The 18,716-nt window shown below is 56.2% G+C and carries 13 protein-coding genes; 2 read left to right on the forward strand and 11 right to left on the reverse strand.

Features of this window, described 5'->3' with window-relative positions:
- Nucleotides 1-45: 45 nt before the first annotated feature.
- Nucleotides 46-1,095 (reverse strand): ferredoxin--NADP reductase, encoded by a 1,050-nt coding sequence (locus CA264_RS03215; protein ID WP_025604536.1) that lies wholly within the window; start codon nt 1,093-1,095, stop codon nt 46-48.
- Between the two features lie 237 nt (nt 1,096-1,332).
- Between CA264_RS03215 and CA264_RS03220 the strand changes: the two genes are divergently transcribed.
- On the forward strand, nt 1,333-4,035 hold the full coding sequence (locus tag CA264_RS03220; protein ID WP_025604538.1) for an alpha-L-rhamnosidase-related protein: 2,703 nt from the start codon (nt 1,333-1,335) through the stop codon (nt 4,033-4,035).
- Between the two features lie 163 nt (nt 4,036-4,198).
- Here the strand turns inward: CA264_RS03220 and CA264_RS03225 are convergent, their stop codons facing one another.
- The 9 genes from CA264_RS03225 to CA264_RS03265 all read right to left on the reverse strand — a co-directional run bounded on the left by CA264_RS03225 (nt 4,199) and on the right by CA264_RS03265 (nt 15,914).
- Nucleotides 4,199-6,631 (reverse strand): TonB-dependent receptor, encoded by a 2,433-nt coding sequence (locus tag CA264_RS03225; protein WP_025604540.1) that lies wholly within the window; start codon nt 6,629-6,631, stop codon nt 4,199-4,201.
- Nucleotides 6,632-6,990: 359 nt separating this feature from the next.
- Nucleotides 6,991-7,623: a DUF3347 domain-containing protein gene (locus CA264_RS03230; RefSeq protein WP_025604542.1), complete on the reverse strand. Its 633-nt coding sequence runs from the start codon at nt 7,621-7,623 to the stop codon at nt 6,991-6,993.
- A 102-nt stretch (nt 7,624-7,725) separates the two neighbouring features.
- Nucleotides 7,726-8,922, reverse strand: coding sequence for an efflux RND transporter periplasmic adaptor subunit (locus CA264_RS03235; RefSeq protein ID WP_025604543.1), 1,197 nt, complete (start codon nt 8,920-8,922; stop codon nt 7,726-7,728).
- Between the two features lie 77 nt (nt 8,923-8,999).
- Nucleotides 9,000-10,304 carry a heavy metal-binding domain-containing protein gene (locus CA264_RS03240; RefSeq protein ID WP_025604545.1) on the reverse strand — a complete coding sequence of 435 codons (1,305 nt, stop codon included), beginning with the start codon at nt 10,302-10,304 and terminating at the stop codon, nt 9,000-9,002.
- Nucleotides 10,305-10,390: 86 nt separating this feature from the next.
- Nucleotides 10,391-11,695: a TolC family protein gene (locus tag CA264_RS03245; RefSeq protein WP_025604547.1), complete on the reverse strand. Its 1,305-nt coding sequence runs from the start codon at nt 11,693-11,695 to the stop codon at nt 10,391-10,393.
- Nucleotides 11,682-13,580 (reverse strand): efflux RND transporter permease subunit, encoded by a 1,899-nt coding sequence (locus CA264_RS03250; protein ID WP_051364294.1) that lies wholly within the window; start codon nt 13,578-13,580, stop codon nt 11,682-11,684. The genes CA264_RS03245 and CA264_RS03250 overlap by 14 nt, the downstream gene beginning before the upstream one ends.
- A gap of 44 nt (nt 13,581-13,624) precedes the next feature.
- Nucleotides 13,625-14,002 (reverse strand): four helix bundle protein, encoded by a 378-nt coding sequence (locus tag CA264_RS03255; RefSeq protein WP_051364295.1) that lies wholly within the window; start codon nt 14,000-14,002, stop codon nt 13,625-13,627.
- A 38-nt stretch (nt 14,003-14,040) separates the two neighbouring features.
- Entirely contained in the window at nt 14,041-15,315 is a 1,275-nt protein-coding gene (locus tag CA264_RS03260; RefSeq protein ID WP_025604551.1) for an efflux RND transporter permease subunit, read from the reverse strand.
- A gap of 161 nt (nt 15,316-15,476) precedes the next feature.
- Complete coding sequence (locus CA264_RS03265; protein ID WP_025604553.1) at nt 15,477-15,914, reverse strand: HYC_CC_PP family protein; 438 nt, start codon at nt 15,912-15,914, stop codon at nt 15,477-15,479.
- A gap of 192 nt (nt 15,915-16,106) precedes the next feature.
- On the opposite strand from CA264_RS03265, the gene CA264_RS03270 reads away from it, so the two are divergent.
- Nucleotides 16,107-16,949: an MBL fold metallo-hydrolase gene (locus tag CA264_RS03270; RefSeq protein ID WP_025604555.1), complete on the forward strand. Its 843-nt coding sequence runs from the start codon at nt 16,107-16,109 to the stop codon at nt 16,947-16,949.
- A 29-nt stretch (nt 16,950-16,978) separates the two neighbouring features.
- On the opposite strand, the gene CA264_RS03275 is transcribed toward CA264_RS03270, so the two are convergent.
- Nucleotides 16,979-18,550 carry an N-acyl-D-amino-acid deacylase family protein gene (locus tag CA264_RS03275; protein ID WP_025604557.1) on the reverse strand — a complete coding sequence of 524 codons (1,572 nt, stop codon included), beginning with the start codon at nt 18,548-18,550 and terminating at the stop codon, nt 16,979-16,981.
- Nucleotides 18,551-18,716 lie beyond the last annotated feature (166 nt).

Consider the following 18,716-nt stretch of genomic DNA (forward strand, 5'->3'; position numbering starts at 1 on the left):
AAGCCGGGGGAGCAGGGTAAAGCTCTTGCCCCCGTAAGGCTGCCGCTAGGCCTCCAGTTCTACTGGCCCGCCCACGGGGTAGCCCACACACATGAGGGTAAGGCCTTTTTCCAGGTCCCGCTCCGTCAGCACTTCGTTGTACGACATCCATACTGTGCCGCTGGAGCAACGGGCAATACAGTTGCCGCATTTACCCGCCTCACAGCTGTAGGGCAGGTTGATACCGGCTTTACGGGCGGCGCGAAGGATCGTGGTGGGGTACTCCACCGTTATGCTGTGCGTCTCCCCCCGGTGGTGGAGTGTTACCCGGTGCGCGTCTGTATCGGGCGGCATTTGCTTGAGGGAGACCTTCGTGGTGTTGAAGTTCTCTCTCCGGATGTTTTCCAGCGGTACATCCAGCTGGCGCAGGGCGTAAAAGCACATGCGCATGTAGTTTAGCGGGCCGCAGATGTAAAACAGTGCCTGGTGGAGGGGCGCCGTGGCAAACTGGCGCACAAACTCCTGCAACAGGTCTTTGTACAGCCTTGCCCGCGCCAGGTCAGGGGAGTTGCTGAACAGAAACTGAATCCGCAGGCGGTCTGGGAAGGCAGCGGCTAACCGCTCCAGCTCTGCTTTGTAAATGGCATGCTCCGGGGTTTTGTTGCTGTATATGAGCGTAACGTGCAGGTGCGGCTGTGCGTGCAGGGCCGTTTTGAGCAGGGAATAAACAGGGGTGATGCCGCTGCCGGCCGCCAGCAGGAAGACCTGCCGGTACGCGTGCATGTCGTCTGGCAGGGTAAAGAGCCCGGCGGCGCCCGCCGCATATACGCGGTCGCCCACCTGCACGTCGTCTACCAACCTCCTGGAGAAAAAGCCGTTTTCAATGCGCTTCACGCCAATGCTTAGCGGCTCCTGCAGCGCAGGCGATGAGGTGATGGAGTAGGACCTGCGGACATCCTGGTTCTGGTCGGTGTGCACCAGCGTCAGGTACTGCCCGGCCTTGTAGGGGAGCGGCTTGTCGGGCTCCAGCACAAAGGTTTTGAAGTCCGGCAGCTCCTGGCGAATTTCTGTTACGGTAAGGGCGTAGTGGTCTGTAGCGGGTGTTTTTTTAGTCATGATGCTAGTTCATACGCAAAGTTTCGGTAAACGGTATCGGTGGCGCTATGCGGTTACTGCTCAGCGCCTGCCCTGGGGCAAATGTAACTTCTGCGCCGGAGAAAGGATAGTCCCGGCACTGTGCTTTCTCATCTCCCGACCGACAAATACCCCTAAATTTCGTAATTTCAGGCATTCTGCCCGTTGCGCCTGAAGCCACCGGGCAGGGTACAGTTGATTCTTTATTCTATAACATCCATGAAAAAAGTCACCCTTAGGTCAAGTATACTTTTCTCTTTGCTCACGCTGGGCGCCTGCCAAACACAGAAGCCGGGCACCGGCAGTACCCACAGCGAGCCTATCTGGCAGTCGCAGGCTTACACTATCTACCCGGACAGCGTGGTGCAGGGCGAGCACGTGGCGCGCGCGGTGTCGCCCACCGAGCTGACCTCTAACTATAAAAGCCCGGCCAACGCTTTCCAGAGTCCGCGGATTACGTTTAAGTTCGCCATCAACGGGCGCGATAACGAAATGAAGGCCGGCACCGACCACCATTTTAACTGCCTTGGCGGCGATTGCCAAACCCCTGTTATCACTTTTGGCCAGCAGCTGAACGACCCGTCTGAGGTGCCAAGCGACGTGTACCTGGAGCCAAGCACCAACCTGACCGTGCGCCTGGATATGAACCCCGTGCTGCAGGCGCTGGAAAAGCAGGGCTACTACACCACACCGACGGGAGACAAAATCTACAAAGAGGACTTCAAAGGCGTTTACATTGCCGGTGGTGCCGATCCGCTGAGCTGGGACTTCGACAACTTGGGCGGAAACGAGCAGATGGAGCTAAAGGACGCTGACGGAGACGGTATCTACGAGGTCACCCTGACGCTAAACGCCCCGGAAGACGATAAATCGACGGCTACGCGTTGGGCATTAACCAAAGACATTGCCGCTTTTCCGCAGTACACTTCGGACTACGCTGTAACCGATGCCTTGTACAACATGGCCCTGGAGGAGATGATCAATGCCGTGGAACCGGACAGCACCTTCCGCACCGGTAAGGAGTGGGCCGGCGTCTGGACGCGTGACATCAGCTACAGCATTATCCTGTCGATGGCGCAGCTGCAGCCGCAGGTGTCTAAGTACAGCCTGATGCGCAAGGTGAAAGACGGACGCATTGTGCAGGATACCGGCACCGGGGGGGCGTACCCTGTCTCCACCGACCGCATGATCTGGGCCACCGCTGCCTGGGAAGTATACAAGGCCACAGGCGATGAGCAGTGGCTGCGCGATACCTACCAGATCATCGCCAAGTCGCTCGGAGAGGACATGATGAACGCATATGACCCTGAGACGGGGTTGGTGCGGGGCGAGTCGTCGTTTCTGGACTGGCGGGAGCAGTCATATCCGCGCTGGATGGAGCCTGCCGACATCTATGCGTCAGAGAACCTGGGCACCAACGCAGCACACTTCCAGGCCAACAAAGTTGCGGCGATGATGGCCGAAAAGCTCGGCGACCAAGCGGCGGCGGCAAGGTATAACGGCATCGCCCAAACCATCAAAGAAGGTATAAACAAGCACCTGTGGCAGGAGGAGAAAGGCTACTACGGCCAGTACCTGTACGGCCGGAACTATAAAATCCTGTCGCCGAGGGCGGAAGCGCTGGGCGAGGCGCTGACGGTACTGTTTGGTGTGGCGGATACAGCACGCAGCAAAACGGTGGTGGCCCGTACGCCGATCACGGATTACGGCATCCCCAATATCTTCCCGCAGATTCCGGGCATTCCGCCGTACCACAACAACGGCATTTGGCCGTTTGTGCAGTCGTACTGGAGCCTGGCGGCGGCCAAGGCAGGCAACGACAAGGCCCTGACCGAGAGCATCAGCGCCATTTACCGTCCGGCAGCCCTGTTCCTGACGAACAAGGAGAACTTTGTGGCCGCCAACGGCGACTATGCCGGAACACAGGTGAACTCCAGTAACATGCTGTGGAGCCTGGCCGGCAACCTGAGCATGGTCTACAAAGTATTCTTCGGGATCAACTTTGAGGCAGACAAACTGACCTTGAAGCCGTTTGTGCCGAAGGCCTTTGCCGGTAACCGAAAGCTGACCAACTACAGGTACAGAAATGCAGTGCTTAACATTGAGATGAGCGGCTACGGCAACGAGATAAAGTCTGTTACTATGGATGGAAAGCCGCTGCAGAAAGCCGAGGTGGCGGCAAACCTCACCGGCGAACACAGCATCAGAATAGAACTGGCCAATAACGAAGCGGGAGGGGAGGTGCAGCACGTAGACCTGTACACATCACTGGAAACGCCGAAGGCCGTGTATACTTCGGGTAAACTCAGCTGGCCAGCCGTGGATGGCGCCGTAGCCTACCAGGTGGTAAAGAACGGGAAGGACCTGGAGAAGACGGAAAGCACCAGCCTGGATGTGGACGCCAACAGCTACGCCGAGTACATGGTGCTGGCCGTGGACCAGCACGGGGTTACCTCGTTCGGGAGCGAACCTGTAGTGGTTGTGCCCGAAAAGCATAAGCAGGTGTACGAGCTGGAGAAGTTCGCCCCGAAAGCCGCCTACACGTACCGCGATTACTCCGGGGCCGGTTTTGTGGAGCTGAGCAAGCAGCAGAACAAGCAGGTGCAGGTAAAGGTAACTGTTCCGGAGGATGGCGTGTACGCTGTTGACTTCCGCTACGCCAACGGAAACGGCCCGATCAACACGAATAACAAAGCCGCTCTCCGTACCCTGCAGAAAGACGGTGAGTTTGTCGGAACCATTGTTTTGCCGCAGCGCGGAACGGATGAGTGGAGCAACTGGGGCTTTACCAATGCCGTGGAAGTGCCGCTGCAGAAGGGCAGCCACACCATCTCGCTGACCTTTGAGCCAAACAACGAGAACATGAACGGCGAGGTGAACCAGGCCATGGTAGACTATATGCGTGTCGTAAAAATCAGGTAGCTATACTTAGCTTGGCAGCGAAACTACAAAGGTCCGGCAAACTGCCGGACCTTTGTAGTTTATACTTTACCTGTTCGCTTACCCTGGCTGTACTGTACCAGAGGGCCTGCAGCCCAACTCGGCGACCGCAGGCCTTCTGGGTTATAGGGGTAGTAGGGAATTATTAGTTGCCGCCGGTGCGGTTCAGCTCATCCAGGTTGGTATTACGTTTCCGGGCTTCGAACTTGGTGCCCTTGCTGAAACGGTAGCGCAGGTTCAGGCGCACGCCGCGCTGGCCCTGGTACTGCTCAATGGCGTTGATGTTGCCGTTCAGCTCTGTGTCTACCTTCAGCACGCGGCTTTTAAAGATGTCGCTCACGTTCAGGGCCAGGCTCAGCTTATCATCCATAAAGCTGCGCTTCAGGCCAGCGTCCAGCCACCACTGCGGCTCCACATTGTACAGGCCGTACACCACTGCGCTCTGGTAGTTGGCGCCGGCCTCCAGGCGTATGCCCTTTGGCAGCAGCAAAGTATGGTTTGTGTTGGCGATAAGGGATAGCTGGTCTTTCACGATAACCTGTTGGTCTTTGGTAATGTTGGTGTACTCCTGGTACATGCCGGTCACGTTATTGCTGATCTCCCACTTTTCCGACACCTTAACCGGGGCCACCAGCGTGGCGGTAGCGCTTTTCAGGTCGTTGATGTTGCGCTGCTGAAACACGGTGGTGTTTGTCTCCGGGTCCTGCTCGGGTATCTCACCGATATAGTCCTGCGTAACTGCGTAGCCCAGCACCAGGTTATAGGTCTGCTTCAGGGTATGCGTCATCTCAAAGGAGTTGATGTACTGCGGCTTGAGCAGCGGGTTGCCCTGGGCATAAGTGTAGGGGTCCAGGTAGAAGATGAACGGGTTCAGGTTTTCATAGTAGGGCCTGTTGATGCGGCGGCTGTACTTGTAGCCGATCTGGTAGTTGTCGCTTACCTTCTGCTGCACAAACAGGGTGGGGAAGAAGTCGAGGTAGCTGCGGTCCGTTTTTACCTTCTTTGTCAGCGAGTTACCGCTTGATTCGGTCTGCTCTGCACGCAGGCCCGCCTGCAGGCTCCAGGTATCGCTGAGGGTGGCGTTCAAACTGACATAGGCCGCATAGATATCCTCTGTATACACGAAGTGGTTGCTGCGCTTGGTGTCGAACATCTCCCGCTCGTCCTGCACCTCATAAAAGCGAAGCTCGTTGTCTGACTTTACATGGCTTGCTTTTGCCCCCAGCTCCAGGCTGGTCTTCTTGCCCAGCTTTTTCGTGAAATCCACTTTAGCCGAGAAGATGTCGTACTTGGTGGGATTGTCGTTGCGGAGCAGCTCCACTGAGTCGGGCGTGGTGGCAGGCGGTGTAAAGTACATGTTGTAGAAAGAGGCCTCGTCTTCGCTCCCGATGTGCACGTAGTCCAGGTCGGCAGAGAGAGTGGTGCCCGTGGTGTCCAGCTTGCCCACGTAGTGCAGGTTAAAGGTGCCGTTGGCGTAGGTACCTTCGTTGCGGTTTTTCGCGTCGATGAACTGCGTCTTTCCGTTGCGCAGGTACGACTCCGTGTCGAACGACATGCTGTTGCTGTTATAGTACAGGTTGGCCATGACACCCACACTGTGGCGGTCGTTCAGGTCATAGTCGGTGCCGATGCGCAGCGACGGGTCCACGCGCTCATTCTGCTCATACCCAGTCTGGTCAAACTCCGTTGCCGATCCGTCCTTGCCCAGGAAAACGCGGTCCATCTCCATATCGCGGTAGCGCTTGCGGCTGTTCAGGTTCACGCTCCCGAAAGAGTTGAACTTGCCTTTCTTATGGCTGATCTCGGCGCCGGAGGTGTAGGTGCTCAGGCTGTTGTACTGGTAGCCGGCGTACACGCTGCCGTTCATACCCGAGTCCTGCCCTTTTTTCAGGTTGATGTTGATGATGCCCGAGGCGCCCTCCGCGTCGTAGCGGGCCGATGGGTTGGTGATAAGCTCCAGGTTTTTCAGGTTCTCGGCCGACATGCTTTGCAGCAGGCTCTGCAGCTCTTTGCCGGAGAGGTAGGAGCGGCGGCCGTTCAGCATTACCTGCACGCCGCCCTTGCCGTTGAGCTGGATGTTACCGTCCTGGTCTACCCACACGCCCGGCGATTTGGTGAGCACGTCGTAGGCGGTGTTACCCTCGGCCATGGCGGTGTTCTCCACGCTCACCACCATTTTATCCGGCTCCGTAGTGACGGTGGGGCGCAGCGTCACTACCTCTACCTCGCTCAGCGTTTTCGTGTCCGGCTTTACCTGCAGGCGGCCAAAGTCCTTGCTGAAGCCCGGGGAGTTTACCTCAAACACAGGGGAGATAAACGTCAGGTAGCCCAGGCCGTTCACCTTCAGCTTATAGGTGCCCTTTGCCGGCGTCTTGATCTGAAAAACACCGTCCATGTCAGCGATGGCTCCGGTAACTACTTTTTCGGTCGTTGCTTCCAGCACGGCCACGTTGGTAAAGCCCACGGCCTGCCCGCTTTCCTCCACTACTTGCCCGCGCAGCATGCCTTCTGTTTGTGCATTCACAAAGCTGCTACAGCACATGAAAAGCAGCGCGACGATCAGGTACATTTTTTTCATAGTTGTATTTTGTTTGGCGTTGTTGATGTGTGATTTACTGTTGCAAATATATTGTAAGGTACTTTGTATAGCAAGGTACTGTTGCTGTGTCCGGCCACCTTTTCGACGAACTCCCGGAAATCTTCTTTGAACTGGCTATGCCTCCAGACGGCGGGCTGGTGCAGTAACTTTGCTGTACATGTTTATAGATGAGGGGCAGCGGCAGGAGGTTGCCTGTGGCTGAATTTTTTTTTTCGGATGGGCCGATAAGCAACTGAAGCAAAGGGAGGAGCGGCTCCGGGGGGAAAGGCCGGCACCCCGGGAAACAAAAAAGGCAGGGCCGCCTGAGCCGCCCTGCCTTTAAAATGAATTTTCTGTACTTAGTTCTTAAAGATTTCTTCGGTGCTGCCGCAGGTCATCATGCCTTCGCCAAAGTATGGGTTGCGAATTTCTTCGTTGGAGCTGAGCCAGTAGCCGCCCTCGCCGTCCAGGGCCATCGGGCAGTGCTGGTAGTAAAGCGTGCCATCAGCTGCGCCGTAGGCTTTCGCCATGGAGAACACCGCCTCGGAGAGAAGCTCCAGGTTTTCGCGCTGTGCCGCAACATCACTGGCGGAGGCAATTTTCTGGGCGCTGCTTACCACCTCGGCCGTTTTCTCCTCGGCATAGGCTTTTTCGTCGGTCGTCAGGTTGGCGATGGGCATGGCTTTGGCCACCCGCAGCACTTCGCTTGCCGCCGCCTTGGCCGCTTCTGCGTCAGAGGCTACCAGCGCCTCCTTCAGGTCAAGGTACTCGCTTACAAGCTCCTCCACCTGTGTTTGAAACGGCTCTGCCACGGATGTAAAGTCAGGCGTTTCCACGACAACAGTCGTTGCGGTGGGGCCTGCCTCCATGTCACCGTGGGCCATTCCCTCATGCTGTTCCGTCGCTACCTCTGTGTTGTCTGTACTGTTTTCAGAACATGCCGTAAAGGCAAACGCAGCGACAACGGCTGCTGCAAAAAATGTCTTTTTCATGGTTGATAACGTTGCGTATTGAATAATTAGATTTGGTTTCAGTTTCTTGTACAGCGTTGGCTCTCTGCGCAAAGGAAGCGCTTTGGAGCCCGCTTTTCAAAGTTAATGATTATGCCCGGCCATCGGGTCTGCGCCCTTCTTCAACACAAACTCACTGTAGAGCAGGTAAGCGCCCGAGGTAACCACTTTATCGTTTTCCTGGATGCCGGAGAGGATGGCTACGTTGTCCGCGCTTTCTTCGCCGATAGTAACCATACGCGCCCGAAAAGTGTTTTTACCCGTCTGCACCCACACATGGCTACCGCTGGCATCCTGAATCACGGCGTCGTTTGGCAGCACCAGGTCGGAGCCGTTTTTACCCGGCAAGCTGACGTTTGCCTGCATTCCGGGCAGGTACTGCTCGTTTTTGTTCGGCAGCTCGGCGCGAAGTACGGCTACCTGGCTGCCCTGCCTGTACTCCGGGCTGATGAAGGTGACGCTGGCCGGAACCGCCTCCTCGGCAAAGCCCTGCACCGACACCAGCACCTCGTCGCCGGCCTGCACGTTGGCTACTTCCTGCGGGTACAGCTCGGCCTCCACCCAGATCTTACCCAGCTTCCCCACCCGGTACAGCACTGCCCCTTCGGCTACGTACTGGCCTTCGGCGGCGGCCACATCGGTTATTACACCTGCGGTAGGGGCTACAAAAGTAACACGCGCATCTAGGCTTCCGGTTCTGGCAAGGCTTCTGATCTGGCTTTCTGTAAGGCCATAAAGCAGTAGTTTTTTCCTGGCTGCCTCCAGAAACGAAGCGAAGCGCGGGTTCTCCTCGCCCAGCTCCTGGTTTTGTTTCAGGGCCAGCAGGTACTCGCGCTGTAAGGTCAGGAGCTCTTCGGAATACAGCTCGTACAGCGGTTGCCCTTTTTGCACTGTTTGGCCCGTCTCCTTAATGTACAGTTTTTCTACGCGGCCCTGCGCCCGGCTGCTGATTACGTCTGTCTGGGTTTCGTCGAGCACCAGTTTGCCGGTAAGGATGGTGTTGCTGCTAACATCTCCAAGCTTCACGCGTTTGGTTTTGATGTTGCCCAGGGCGATCTGGCTTTCGCTCAGCATCAGCTCCCCCTTATCGGCTCCATTCTGCGCCACAGGCACCAGGTCCATGTGGCAAATAGGGCAGATGCCCGGCTCGCTCTGCACCACCTGCGGGTGCATGGGGCAAGTATAGGTCGTCTCCGCCGCTGCCTCGCTATGCTGGTCGCTCTGGCAGGCGCCGAAGGCCACGAGCAGCAGCAGGAAGAGTATGTTCAGGTATCGTTTCATCTTTGTCTAATTTTGAATGAGTGACTGAGTGATTGTGTGAATAAAAGAGTGATTCGCTCATGCACTCATTCGCTCAATCACTCATTTATCTTTACAAAACTCTCACTATCCACCATAAACTGGGCGTTGGCGGCAATTATGTCCGTTTGCTCCAGACCGTCTACAACCTGGACCTGGTTGCCCTCTACCGTGCCGACGGTTACTGCCACGGGTTTAAAGGCTCCGTTTGTCTTTTTAAAGGCAACGGAGCGGGTGCCGATGTCCAGCACAGCCTCGCGGGGTACCCACAGGGCTGGGGCCGTAGTATAACTGGCTGTAGCTGAAACCAGTTGCCCTATCCGCGCCAGCTGCTGTTGCCCCGGCAGGTATACCCGTACTTTGGCAAAGTTCTCGCCAGCCTCGTAAAAAGGCTGCAGGAAATCTACCTGTGCCTCCAGCTTTTCGCCGGGCAGTTGCGGAAAAGTTACCTGCACCGGGGCACCTTTGGCAATAGCCGTCACCTCACCGGCAGGTACGTTAAACTCAGCCCACAGCTGGTTGGGGTTTACCACGCGCAGCAGTGGCTGGCCGGTGCTCACGTACATGCCCTCGCGCAGCTGCAGCTCACTGCCTGCCGCCGGGGTAGCCGCACCTGAGCCTGCCATGCCCGGATTTGTGTTGCCGGCTCCCATGCCACCTGCGCCACCGGGTGCTGTAACAGCGGTAGCACTTGGCGTAGCGGACGGCGCGGTGGTGTTCAGGCCGACCACATAGCCATCGTAGGGGCTGTAGATAGCGAAGGTATAGCTGGCCTCGCCGGAACGGATCAGGCGGTTAACCTGTGCCTCAGTGGCACCCAGCAGGCGCAGCCTCTGTTTAGCAGCCTTTAGCAGCGCCTTATCCTCCGGGGCCGATTGCACCAGGTAGAGCAGCTCCTTCTGCGCCGTTACCAGCTCCGGGCTATACACCTCCATCAGCTTTTGCCCCTTGTTGATCGGCTGGTAATTATACTTCACAAACAGCTTTTCAATGCGGCCGCCCACCTGCGCGGGAATGGAGTAGATGCGGCGCTCATCGTAGGTGATCAGGCCCTCCATCTCTACCGTGGCCGGAACAGCTTTGCGCGCTGGCTTGATGGTGTTGATGTTTGCCACCACCGTTTCATTTGTCGGCTGCAGCAGGAAAGCCAGGTCCTCGGTGATCTCTATCTCCACGCCATGTGCCGAAGTTGGCACCAGGTCCATGCCGCAGATAGGGCAGGTGCCCGGCTCATCCTGCACGATCTGCGGGTGCATAGGGCACGTATAGGTCGTCTCCGCCGCTGCCTCGCTATGCGGATCGCTCTGGCAGGCGCCGAAGGCCACGAGCAGCAGCAGGAAGAGTATGTTCAGGTATCGTTTCATCTTTGTCTAATTTTGAATGAGTGACTGAGTGATTGTGTGAATAAAAGAGTGATTCACTCATGCACTCATTCGCTCAGTCACCCATTTTACTTTTCTATCTCACGCTCGTAATTTACGGCCAGTTGGTACAGGGCCTGCAGGTTGTTCAGGTACTCCAGCTGGGCTGCGTTCAGGGCTTCCCAGGCGTCGATCACTTCCGGTAGTTGGGCGGTGTTTTGCTCGTAGGCCAGCATCGTGACATCGTAGTTCTTTTTAAGCGCCGGGAGGATTTTGGTGCGGAAGTTCTCTACCTGCTCCCGCTTGGCGTTCAGTTCCAGCGCCATGTTGCGGACCATGCCCTGCGCCTCGTTCAGGATGTTTTCGCGCTCGCGCTGCATGGCCTCAATCTCCAGGTTCATGGCTTTGGTGTTGGCCTTGTACATCTTGCTGGACCAGGGCGCGATCGGAATGGACACCATGCCCATGGCCGTGAACTGGTTCGGCATCATGTTGTTGCGGGGCGTCATGTGGTCGAAGCGGAGGCGGAAATCGGGCTTGCGCTCCAGCCGCTCCTGCGCCACACCCAGGCGCATACTTTCGATGGTGCGGTCGAGCTGCTGAATATCGCTGCGGTTCTGGTTGAGGTAGGCTGTATCAGCCGCTAAAGCAACGGGAGCCGGTACGTTTATCAGCGTGTCTATTTTAAACGCAAGCTCCTTTGGCAGGTTCATCAGGGTGTTGAGCGTCACGTTTTGCTGCAGAATCTCGTTGCGAGTCATCAGTTGCATGTTCTCTACCTCGTGCAGGCGCGCTTCCGCTTTGTAGATGCTGCCCAGCTTGCCCTGGCTGTAAGGGTAGCGTATGCGGGCCAACTGGAGCATATAGGCCATAATGCGCTCGTTATCCTGCAGCACATCCAGCTTCTTCTCCAGCACGACCCAGTTGTAGTAGGCGGCTTTTGCCTGTGCGCGTAGCTGGTTGTAGAGCACTTCCGCCTTCGCCTGCTCAATGGCTGCACGCGAGTCATACACCGCCTGCTTGGCCCGTTGCTTGGCCGGGTTAGGTATGGCCTGCTCTGCCGAAATCATGTAAGAGCCCTCTTTCTCGTCGCGCTCTATACTTTGGCCGGGGTAGGGCAGCATGAAAACGCCGCCACCTACCATGGGAGCCATCCAGCCGGTGGCACCCTCGGCGTAGGCATCCTGTGCTTTGGCCCGCAGGTCGTACTGCTGCAGCATGGGGTTGCTGCTGCGGATGGCTTGCAGGACGCTGTCCAGCGCTACCGGCTGCTGCTGGGCTGAGGCAGGCAGGCCAACAAGCAGTAACAGCAGCAGCGTGACAGCAGATGCAAAACATCCCCCTGCCCCCTTCAGAGGGGGAATTTGAAGTGTATATCTCTTAATGCTTAACATCGTATATCTCCAGTTTTCCGTGTTTCTTCAGTTCATACTCTTTTGTCATCTCAAACACCACCGGCGTTACCAGCAGAATGTGAATGGAGGAGGTAAACACCCCGCCAATCATCGGCAGCACGATCGGCAGCATCACGTCGGTGCCCACACCGGTTGCCCAAAGCACCGGGATCAGGCCGAACAGCGCCACAGACACGGTCATGATCTTCGGGCGCAGGCGTTTGGCGGCTCCCATGAATACATAGTCGCGGATGTCCTGCTTGGTGATGGTGTCGGAAGAGTTGCCTTTCTCATCCACCAGTTGTTTCATGGCCTCGTTCAGGTATACTACCATCACCATGGCCGTTTCTATGGCCAGGCCGAACAGGGCGATAAAGCCCACTGCCACAGCCACCGATAAATTCACGCCATAGAAGTATACTATAAACACGCCGCCAACCAGGGCAAAAGGTATAGTTACCAGGTTCAGCAGCGCCTCCTTCAGCGATTTAAAGGAGAAGTATAAAATGAGGAAGATGATGACCAGCACCAGCGGAATGATGAACTGCAGCGTCTGGCTTGCCCGCACCTGGTTCTCCCACTGGCCGCTCCACTCCAGGTAATACCCTTCCGGTATACCTGTTACCTCGGCATTTATCTTCTCCATGGCTTCTTCCACGGTGCCGCCTAAGTCGCGCTCGCGCACGTTAAACAGCACGGCCCCACGCAGCTGCGCGTTTTCAGAGTTGATCATGGGCGGGCCATCCGTAAAGTTTATACTTGCCACGGCAGAGAGCGGAATGGTGCCGGCAGCAGCCGTTTGCAGCGGAATCCGTTTGATGCGCTCCACGCTGTTGCGGTACTCCTGGGCCAGGCGTACGTTAATCGAGAATCGCTCACGCCCCTCAATGGTGTTGCCTATACTTGCCCCGCCCAAAGCAGACTCTATCGTCATGTTCACATCATCAATGGTCAGGCCGTAGCGGCCAAGGGCTTCGCGGTTAATGTCGATCTCCAGGTATTTGCCGCCGGTAATAGGCTCCACGTACAGGTCTTTTACGCCGGGCACCGTCTCCAGCGCCGACTTTACCTTCTCCGACACCGCATAGATCGAGTCCAGGTTCTGGCCGTATACCTTCACGCCCACGTCGGTACGGATACCGGTGGCGAGCATGTTGATGCGGTTGATGATGGGCTGTGTCCAGCCGTTCACCACGCCCGGAATCTGCAGTTTAGAATCCAGCTCCTGGATGATATCCTCTTTGGTGATGCCCTCGCGCCACTCTGAGTGCGGCTTCAGCATGATGATGGTCTCGATCATACTTATCGGGGAATTGTCGGTGGCTGTGCTGGCGCGGCCCGCCTTGCCGAGCACCTGGTCTACCTCCGGCACCGATTTGATGATCTTGTCCTGCACCTGCAGAATGCGCTTCGCCTCGGCGTTCGATACATCCGGCAGCGTTACGGGCATGAACAGGATAGAGCCTTCATTCAGCGGCGGCATAAACTCGGTGCCCAGGCTCATGAGCATCGGGATGGACACCAGCAACGCCAGCACGTTAATGCCGATGGTGGTTTTGCGCCACTTCAGGCACCACTTTAGCACCGGCCCGTATACCCGCTCCAGTCCCCGGTTTACCGGATTTTTGCTTTCATCGCGGAATTTCCCTTTCAGGAAGAAGGAGATGAGCACCGGCGTCAGCGTAATCGCCACCACCGCATCCACGATAAGTATAAACGTCTTCGTCCAGGCCAGCGGGCTGAACAGCTTGCCCTCCTGACCCGTCAGCAGAAACACCGGCAGGAAAGAGGTGATCACGATGATCGTACTCCAGAACACGCTGGGGCCAACCTGCTTGGAGGCCTTTTCTATGATTGAGAGTCTTGTTTCTTTATCTAAGTTCATTGCATTCTAATTTTGAATGAGTGATTGAGTGAATGAGCGAATCTTTACCGGGTGGTGTTTTTTCTGGCCTTTGCCAGCACCGACAATATTTCGGTTGTCTCTTTCACTAATGGTGCTGTAGTTGACTTACTTGTAGCACCTGACTCTTCCAGAAGCTCCAGCCAGAACAAAGTCTCATCGGCCTCTTCAATCACTATACTTATCTTCGAGTAAAGTTCTGCTGAAGACCTCGCTCTGCAGGCGGCTCTGTAATTTGCTCCGACAGATGTGGCTGATCGTAAGATTTGACGCTTCATTACAGTAACCTCTTCCGATTTAGGTAAACCCTGGCTGAAGCGAATCACATCGAGCGCGAGTTTTTTGGTTCGCTGTCGGAACTGCTCTACAAATTGGTCTTTCGGTGTTCTATCCAATTCACTCATTCCTCATTCCTTAAAAATTCACACATTCACTCAATCACTCATTCAGAATTTCTCTTACTCGCCTCCGCCAGGTGCCGGTAAGAGTTCTCCACCATCACAATGGCATCGTCCACGATTACGCCGATGGACAGGGCGATACCGGTGAGCGACATGATGTTGGAGGAGATGTCGAAGGCGTTGAGTAGGATGAAGCCGATAGCGACGGAGAGCGGCAGCTGGATGATGATCACCAGGGCGCTGCGCCAGTGGAAGAGGAAGAGGAACACGACCACAGAGGCCACGATCATTTCCTCGATCAGCGTGTTTTTTACAGAAGCGATACTTTCGTTGATGAGGCCGCTGCGGTCGTAGACGATGTTGAACTCCATGCCTTCCGGCAAGCCTTTGCTTACCTCGGCCATTTTCTCCTTCACGTTGGAGATTACCTCTTCAGCGTTCTCGCCGTAGCGCATCACCACAATGCCACCCACTGCCTCGCCTTCGCCATTCAGGTCGAAGATACCGAGGCGGCTTTCGCCGGTCATCTGCACCGTGGCCACGTCTTGTACCCGCACCGGAATGGTGTTGTTGGTGGTGATGGCGATGTTCTCTATTTCCTCTGCCGATTTCAGATAGCCCGTGGTTTTGATGATGTAGCCAATGTCGGAGCGCTCGAACTTGCGGCCACCGGCCTCGTTGTTATTGGCCCGCACGGCCTGGATCACCTGCGGCACGGTGAGGTTATAGTAGGTAAGTTTATTGGGGTCCACCGTTACCTGGTACTGCTTCTGGAAACCGCCGAAAGAGGCCACCTCGCTCACGCCCTCCACGTTTTGCAGCGCAAACTTCACATACCAGTCCTGCACGGCGCGCTGCTCACCCAGGTCCATGCCCGGGGCATCAAAGGTATACCAGAGCACGTGCCCTACGCCGGTGCCATCGGGGCCAAGGGTAGGGGTAACGCCCTCCGGCAGTGCGTTGCCAACCGAGTTCAGGCGCTCCAGCACGCGGGAGCGGGCCCAGTACACATCGGTGTCGTCTTCAAAAATGATGTAGATAAAGCTCATGCCGAACATGGAGGAGCCGCGCACATACTTCACCTCGGGCAGGCCCTGCAGGTTGGTGACCAGCGGGTAGGTTACCTGGTCCTCAATAATCTGCGGGCTGCGGCCCATCCACTCAGTGAATACGATCACCTGGTTCTCCGACAGGTCGGGGATAGCGTCTACTTTATTTGTTTGCACCGAATAGAGGCCCCAGCCAAAGAGTACAGCCGAAATCAGCAGCACGAATACACGGTTGCGAAGCGAAAAGGATATTAACTTCTCGATCATGGAAATGATGTTCTAAACCTAAACAGAAAGTATAAAGCCACGGGGAGTGGCAGCGGGGGAGGGTGCCAAAGTATGATGTACAGGTATGGCAAAGCCGCAACCGATGGCAAAAGTATGCCACAGCTAATCAGCGTGCCAAAGCGGCACCCGGTTCTGTAAGGTTATAGAAGGAAAGACTGCACCAGCACCGGTATGTTGCGGGCCAGCGGCGGAGACTTGTAAAGGGCGTAGCGTGGCGCCTCAGCCTCCTGGGAAGTATAAAACTGCAGTACAACAGCCTTAACCACAGCAAAGAGCTGCAGTTGCTGGTATTGGGTAAGGGTCGTTATTTTGTGGCTGAAAGCGTCGCCCAGCTCCTTCACCTGTAACTGGTGATCCTGGCAGCAGGCGTTATTGTCGGCTTTCTGCTCTTTGGCAGCATGGCAAGGCGGCAGCTTTTTCTGCTGTTTTTGCTCCATCGGGCAATCTGCCTTAGCCCCAAAGAAGGTAACGTCACGCACCTCACCGCCACAGATATGCATGCCCACAGCCACACCCGTCGAGGAGACGAGCACCAGCAGCGTGAGGGTTAGCAATAGGATCTGGCGGTACAGTTTCATGGTTGATAGTTGTTTCCGCTACAAAGGTACATACCCGGTAGCAGGAGCTATTACAAAATTAACGAAAAAATTTACAGAATAACTCCTTCGGGAGCAAAAATTGCGCGCTCGGTTTATTTACCGCCTGTATTGAACTACTGGCAACCCCTTTGCCGTTGAACCTAACGTATTAATTCGGTTTCTTTGCACTTCATGCAGCTCTACATCACATCTCTTAACTCAGGAAGTAACGGCAACTGCTACTACGTTGGCAACCACCGCGAGGCAATCTTGGTTGATGCCGGTATCTCGTGCCGGGAAACTGAGAAGCGCATGAAGCGGCTGGGCCTGTCGCTTGCCAGGGTGAAGGCCATCTTTATCTCGCATGAGCACTCAGACCACATCCGCGGCATTGCGGTACTGGCCAAAAAGTACAACTTACCCGTGTACATAACCCTAGCCACGCTCCAGAACGCCCGCCTCGACCTGGGGGATGTGCAGGTGATCCCGTTCAGTGCCGATGAACCGGTGCAAGTTGGCGGGCTAACGGTGACGGCATTTGTCAAACGGCACGATGCGGCAGACCCACACAGCTTTGTGGTGGGCTATAAAGGTATTAACGTCGGGGTGTTTACAGATATTGGCGCTCCCTGTGATAACCTGATCCACCACTTTCAGCAGTGCCACGCCGCTTTTCTGGAGGCCAACTACGATGAGGACCTGCTGGAGAGGGGGCGGTACCCGTATTATCTGAAGAACCGCATCCGCGGCGGCAGGGGGCACTTGTCTAACCGGCAGGCTTTGGCGCTGTTCGCCGGGTACAAGCCAGCTTTTATGAGCCACTTGCTTCTCGCGCACCTGTCCAAAGACAATAACTGCCCCAACCTGGTTCGGGAGCTGTTTACGGCGCATGCCGATGGCACGGAGATCACCGTGGCCTCCCGCTTTGAGGAGACGCCCGTTTTCCGCATCACCGGCAGCTTTTCGAGGCAGGCAGCCACCACAGTAGGCCAGGGGCAGATCAGCCTCGACTTTGGGGAGGTAGCTTTACACTAGCAACGTCATTTACGCAGTTCGCCAGCCAGCTACTGCTGCACAGGCTGCTTGCGGAGCATCTTTCCTGCCCGCCCCGGGCTGAAATTATCGCCCTCCTTTACCATCCTTCCGTTCACGATAACGTACCGGAAGCCCGAGGCCAGTTGGTAAGGGTTTTCGTAAGTGGCGTTTTCCTTTACATCAGATGGCTTAAAGAGCAGCAGGTCCGCTTTGTTGCCTGCTTTGATAGTACCACGGTCCGGCAGGCCGATGGTTTTTGCCGGCAAGCCGCTCATCTTCCAGATGGCCTCCTCCAGCGGCAGAACCTTTTTATCCTGCACATACGTCTCGATAACCCGGGCAAAGGCACCAAAACCCCTCGGATGGTTCATGGTGGGGCTCCCGTCGGTGCAGATCATCACGTGCGGGTCGGTTAGCAGGGCGTCCTGTAGCGGTTCGTTCATTACGAAGTAGGCTCCACTGGCACCGTAAGGGCCTATGTCCTCCATCAAAATCTCTTCGAAAGGCTTGTTCAGTTCTTTTGCTATTTGCGCCAGCGTTTTGCCTTTGTAAGGGCCGGAGCCAAGTAAGGTGGCCTCGGGCCCGTTGCGTAGAGTCACCCTGTTGCGCAGGTAAGTGCTGAGTGCGTCTCTTTGTGTCGCCAGCACCTGCTGGTAATCGTGCGGCTTCAGTGCCCAGTCCGGGAAGAGCAGGCCAATGCCGGTGTAGCTGGCGGTATAGGGGTAGATATCTGCCGTTACGTTGGTGCCGGTGGCCCTGGCGCTGTCCAACAGCTGCAGTATGTGCTTTGCCCGTGCTTCGCCTTTGCCGAAAACCACCTTGATGTGGGAGATATGCACGGGGCAGTGTTTCCCCTGCGCCAACAGCTCTTTTATTGAGGCCTCTACGTAGGCATCGTCCTCGTTCCGCATGTGGCTCATAATCAGGCCGCCTTTTTCTCCTACTACCTGGGCCAGCCTGTTTAACTCGGCACTGCCGGCGTAATAGCCTGGCATGTACTCCAGGCCTGTGGTCATGCCGTAGCAGCCGGCGTCCAGTGCCTGCGCCAACAACTGCTGCATCCTGGCAGTGTTTTCTTCGGAAGGGATGGAGTCGTAGCCGGTGCCGGAAAGCAGCCGGAGCGTTCCGTGGCCAACGAACATGGCAATGTTCACTGCCGGTTCTACAGCAGCCACGCTGTCCATCCAGACACGCAGGTCTTCCTGGCTCGGGCTAAACCCGTCCTGGCCCAGCGCAATGGTGGTTACGCCCATCGCCAGGAAGTTCCGGAAGTCAGGCGTTGCCATGGGATCGCCGTGGGCATGGGTGTCGATAAAGCCCGGCGTAAGCACCAGGCCCCGTGCCTCTATGGCTCTGTCAGCTGTGTAATTAGCCGTGGTGTCCCTGTCGATCAAGGCAATAGAATCACCGGCTACCAGGATGTTGGCCGCGTAGGGCGCCAGGCCTGTCCCATCTACCACCGTAGCCCCTTTTATGAGCAGGTCATAGGTTATGGCCTTACTGTCGGCTGCCTGCTTCTTCGCCTGTTGGCAGGATGAGAAGAAAGCCGCAAGCAGGAGGAGAGAGAGAATGCGCTGCATGGTGTTGCCTTGATGTTTCATCCCTCAATATAAGTATAAAACTTGCATAAGCGTAACAGTATCAGTTACAAAAAAGCAGTTGAGGCAAAGCGTGAGTACCAGCCGTAGACGACAGTACTACCTGTTTCCCGTTATACTTGGGCAGGGGCGCTTTTACCGGCTGCGTTATTTTCGTTATGTTGCGCGG

It is taken from the genome of Pontibacter actiniarum, assembly GCF_003585765.1.
In the GTDB taxonomy this organism is placed as follows: Bacteria; Bacteroidota; Bacteroidia; order Cytophagales; family Hymenobacteraceae; genus Pontibacter; species Pontibacter actiniarum.

Excerpts from the sequence above, each read along its gene's own strand:
- CA264_RS03215 (WP_025604536.1), bottom strand. The coding sequence starts at position 1,095 with ATGACTAAAAAAACACCCGCTACAGACCACTACGCCCTTACCGTAACA.
- CA264_RS03220 (WP_025604538.1), top strand. The coding sequence starts at position 1,333 with ATGAAAAAAGTCACCCTTAGGTCAAGTATACTTTTCTCTTTGCTCACG.
- CA264_RS03225 (WP_025604540.1), bottom strand. The coding sequence starts at position 6,631 with ATGAAAAAAATGTACCTGATCGTCGCGCTGCTTTTCATGTGCTGTAGC.
- CA264_RS03230 (WP_025604542.1), bottom strand. The coding sequence starts at position 7,623 with ATGAAAAAGACATTTTTTGCAGCAGCCGTTGTCGCTGCGTTTGCCTTT.
- CA264_RS03235 (WP_025604543.1), bottom strand. The coding sequence starts at position 8,922 with ATGAAACGATACCTGAACATACTCTTCCTGCTGCTGCTCGTGGCCTTC.
- CA264_RS03240 (WP_025604545.1), bottom strand. The coding sequence starts at position 10,304 with ATGAAACGATACCTGAACATACTCTTCCTGCTGCTGCTCGTGGCCTTC.
- CA264_RS03245 (WP_025604547.1), bottom strand. The coding sequence starts at position 11,695 with ATGTTAAGCATTAAGAGATATACACTTCAAATTCCCCCTCTGAAGGGG.
- CA264_RS03250 (WP_051364294.1), bottom strand. The coding sequence starts at position 13,580 with ATGAACTTAGATAAAGAAACAAGACTCTCAATCATAGAAAAGGCCTCC.
- CA264_RS03255 (WP_051364295.1), bottom strand. The coding sequence starts at position 14,002 with ATGAGTGAATTGGATAGAACACCGAAAGACCAATTTGTAGAGCAGTTC.
- CA264_RS03260 (WP_025604551.1), bottom strand. The coding sequence starts at position 15,315 with ATGATCGAGAAGTTAATATCCTTTTCGCTTCGCAACCGTGTATTCGTG.
- CA264_RS03265 (WP_025604553.1), bottom strand. The coding sequence starts at position 15,914 with ATGAAACTGTACCGCCAGATCCTATTGCTAACCCTCACGCTGCTGGTG.
- CA264_RS03270 (WP_025604555.1), top strand. The coding sequence starts at position 16,107 with ATGCAGCTCTACATCACATCTCTTAACTCAGGAAGTAACGGCAACTGC.
- CA264_RS03275 (WP_025604557.1), bottom strand. The coding sequence starts at position 18,550 with ATGAAACATCAAGGCAACACCATGCAGCGCATTCTCTCTCTCCTCCTG.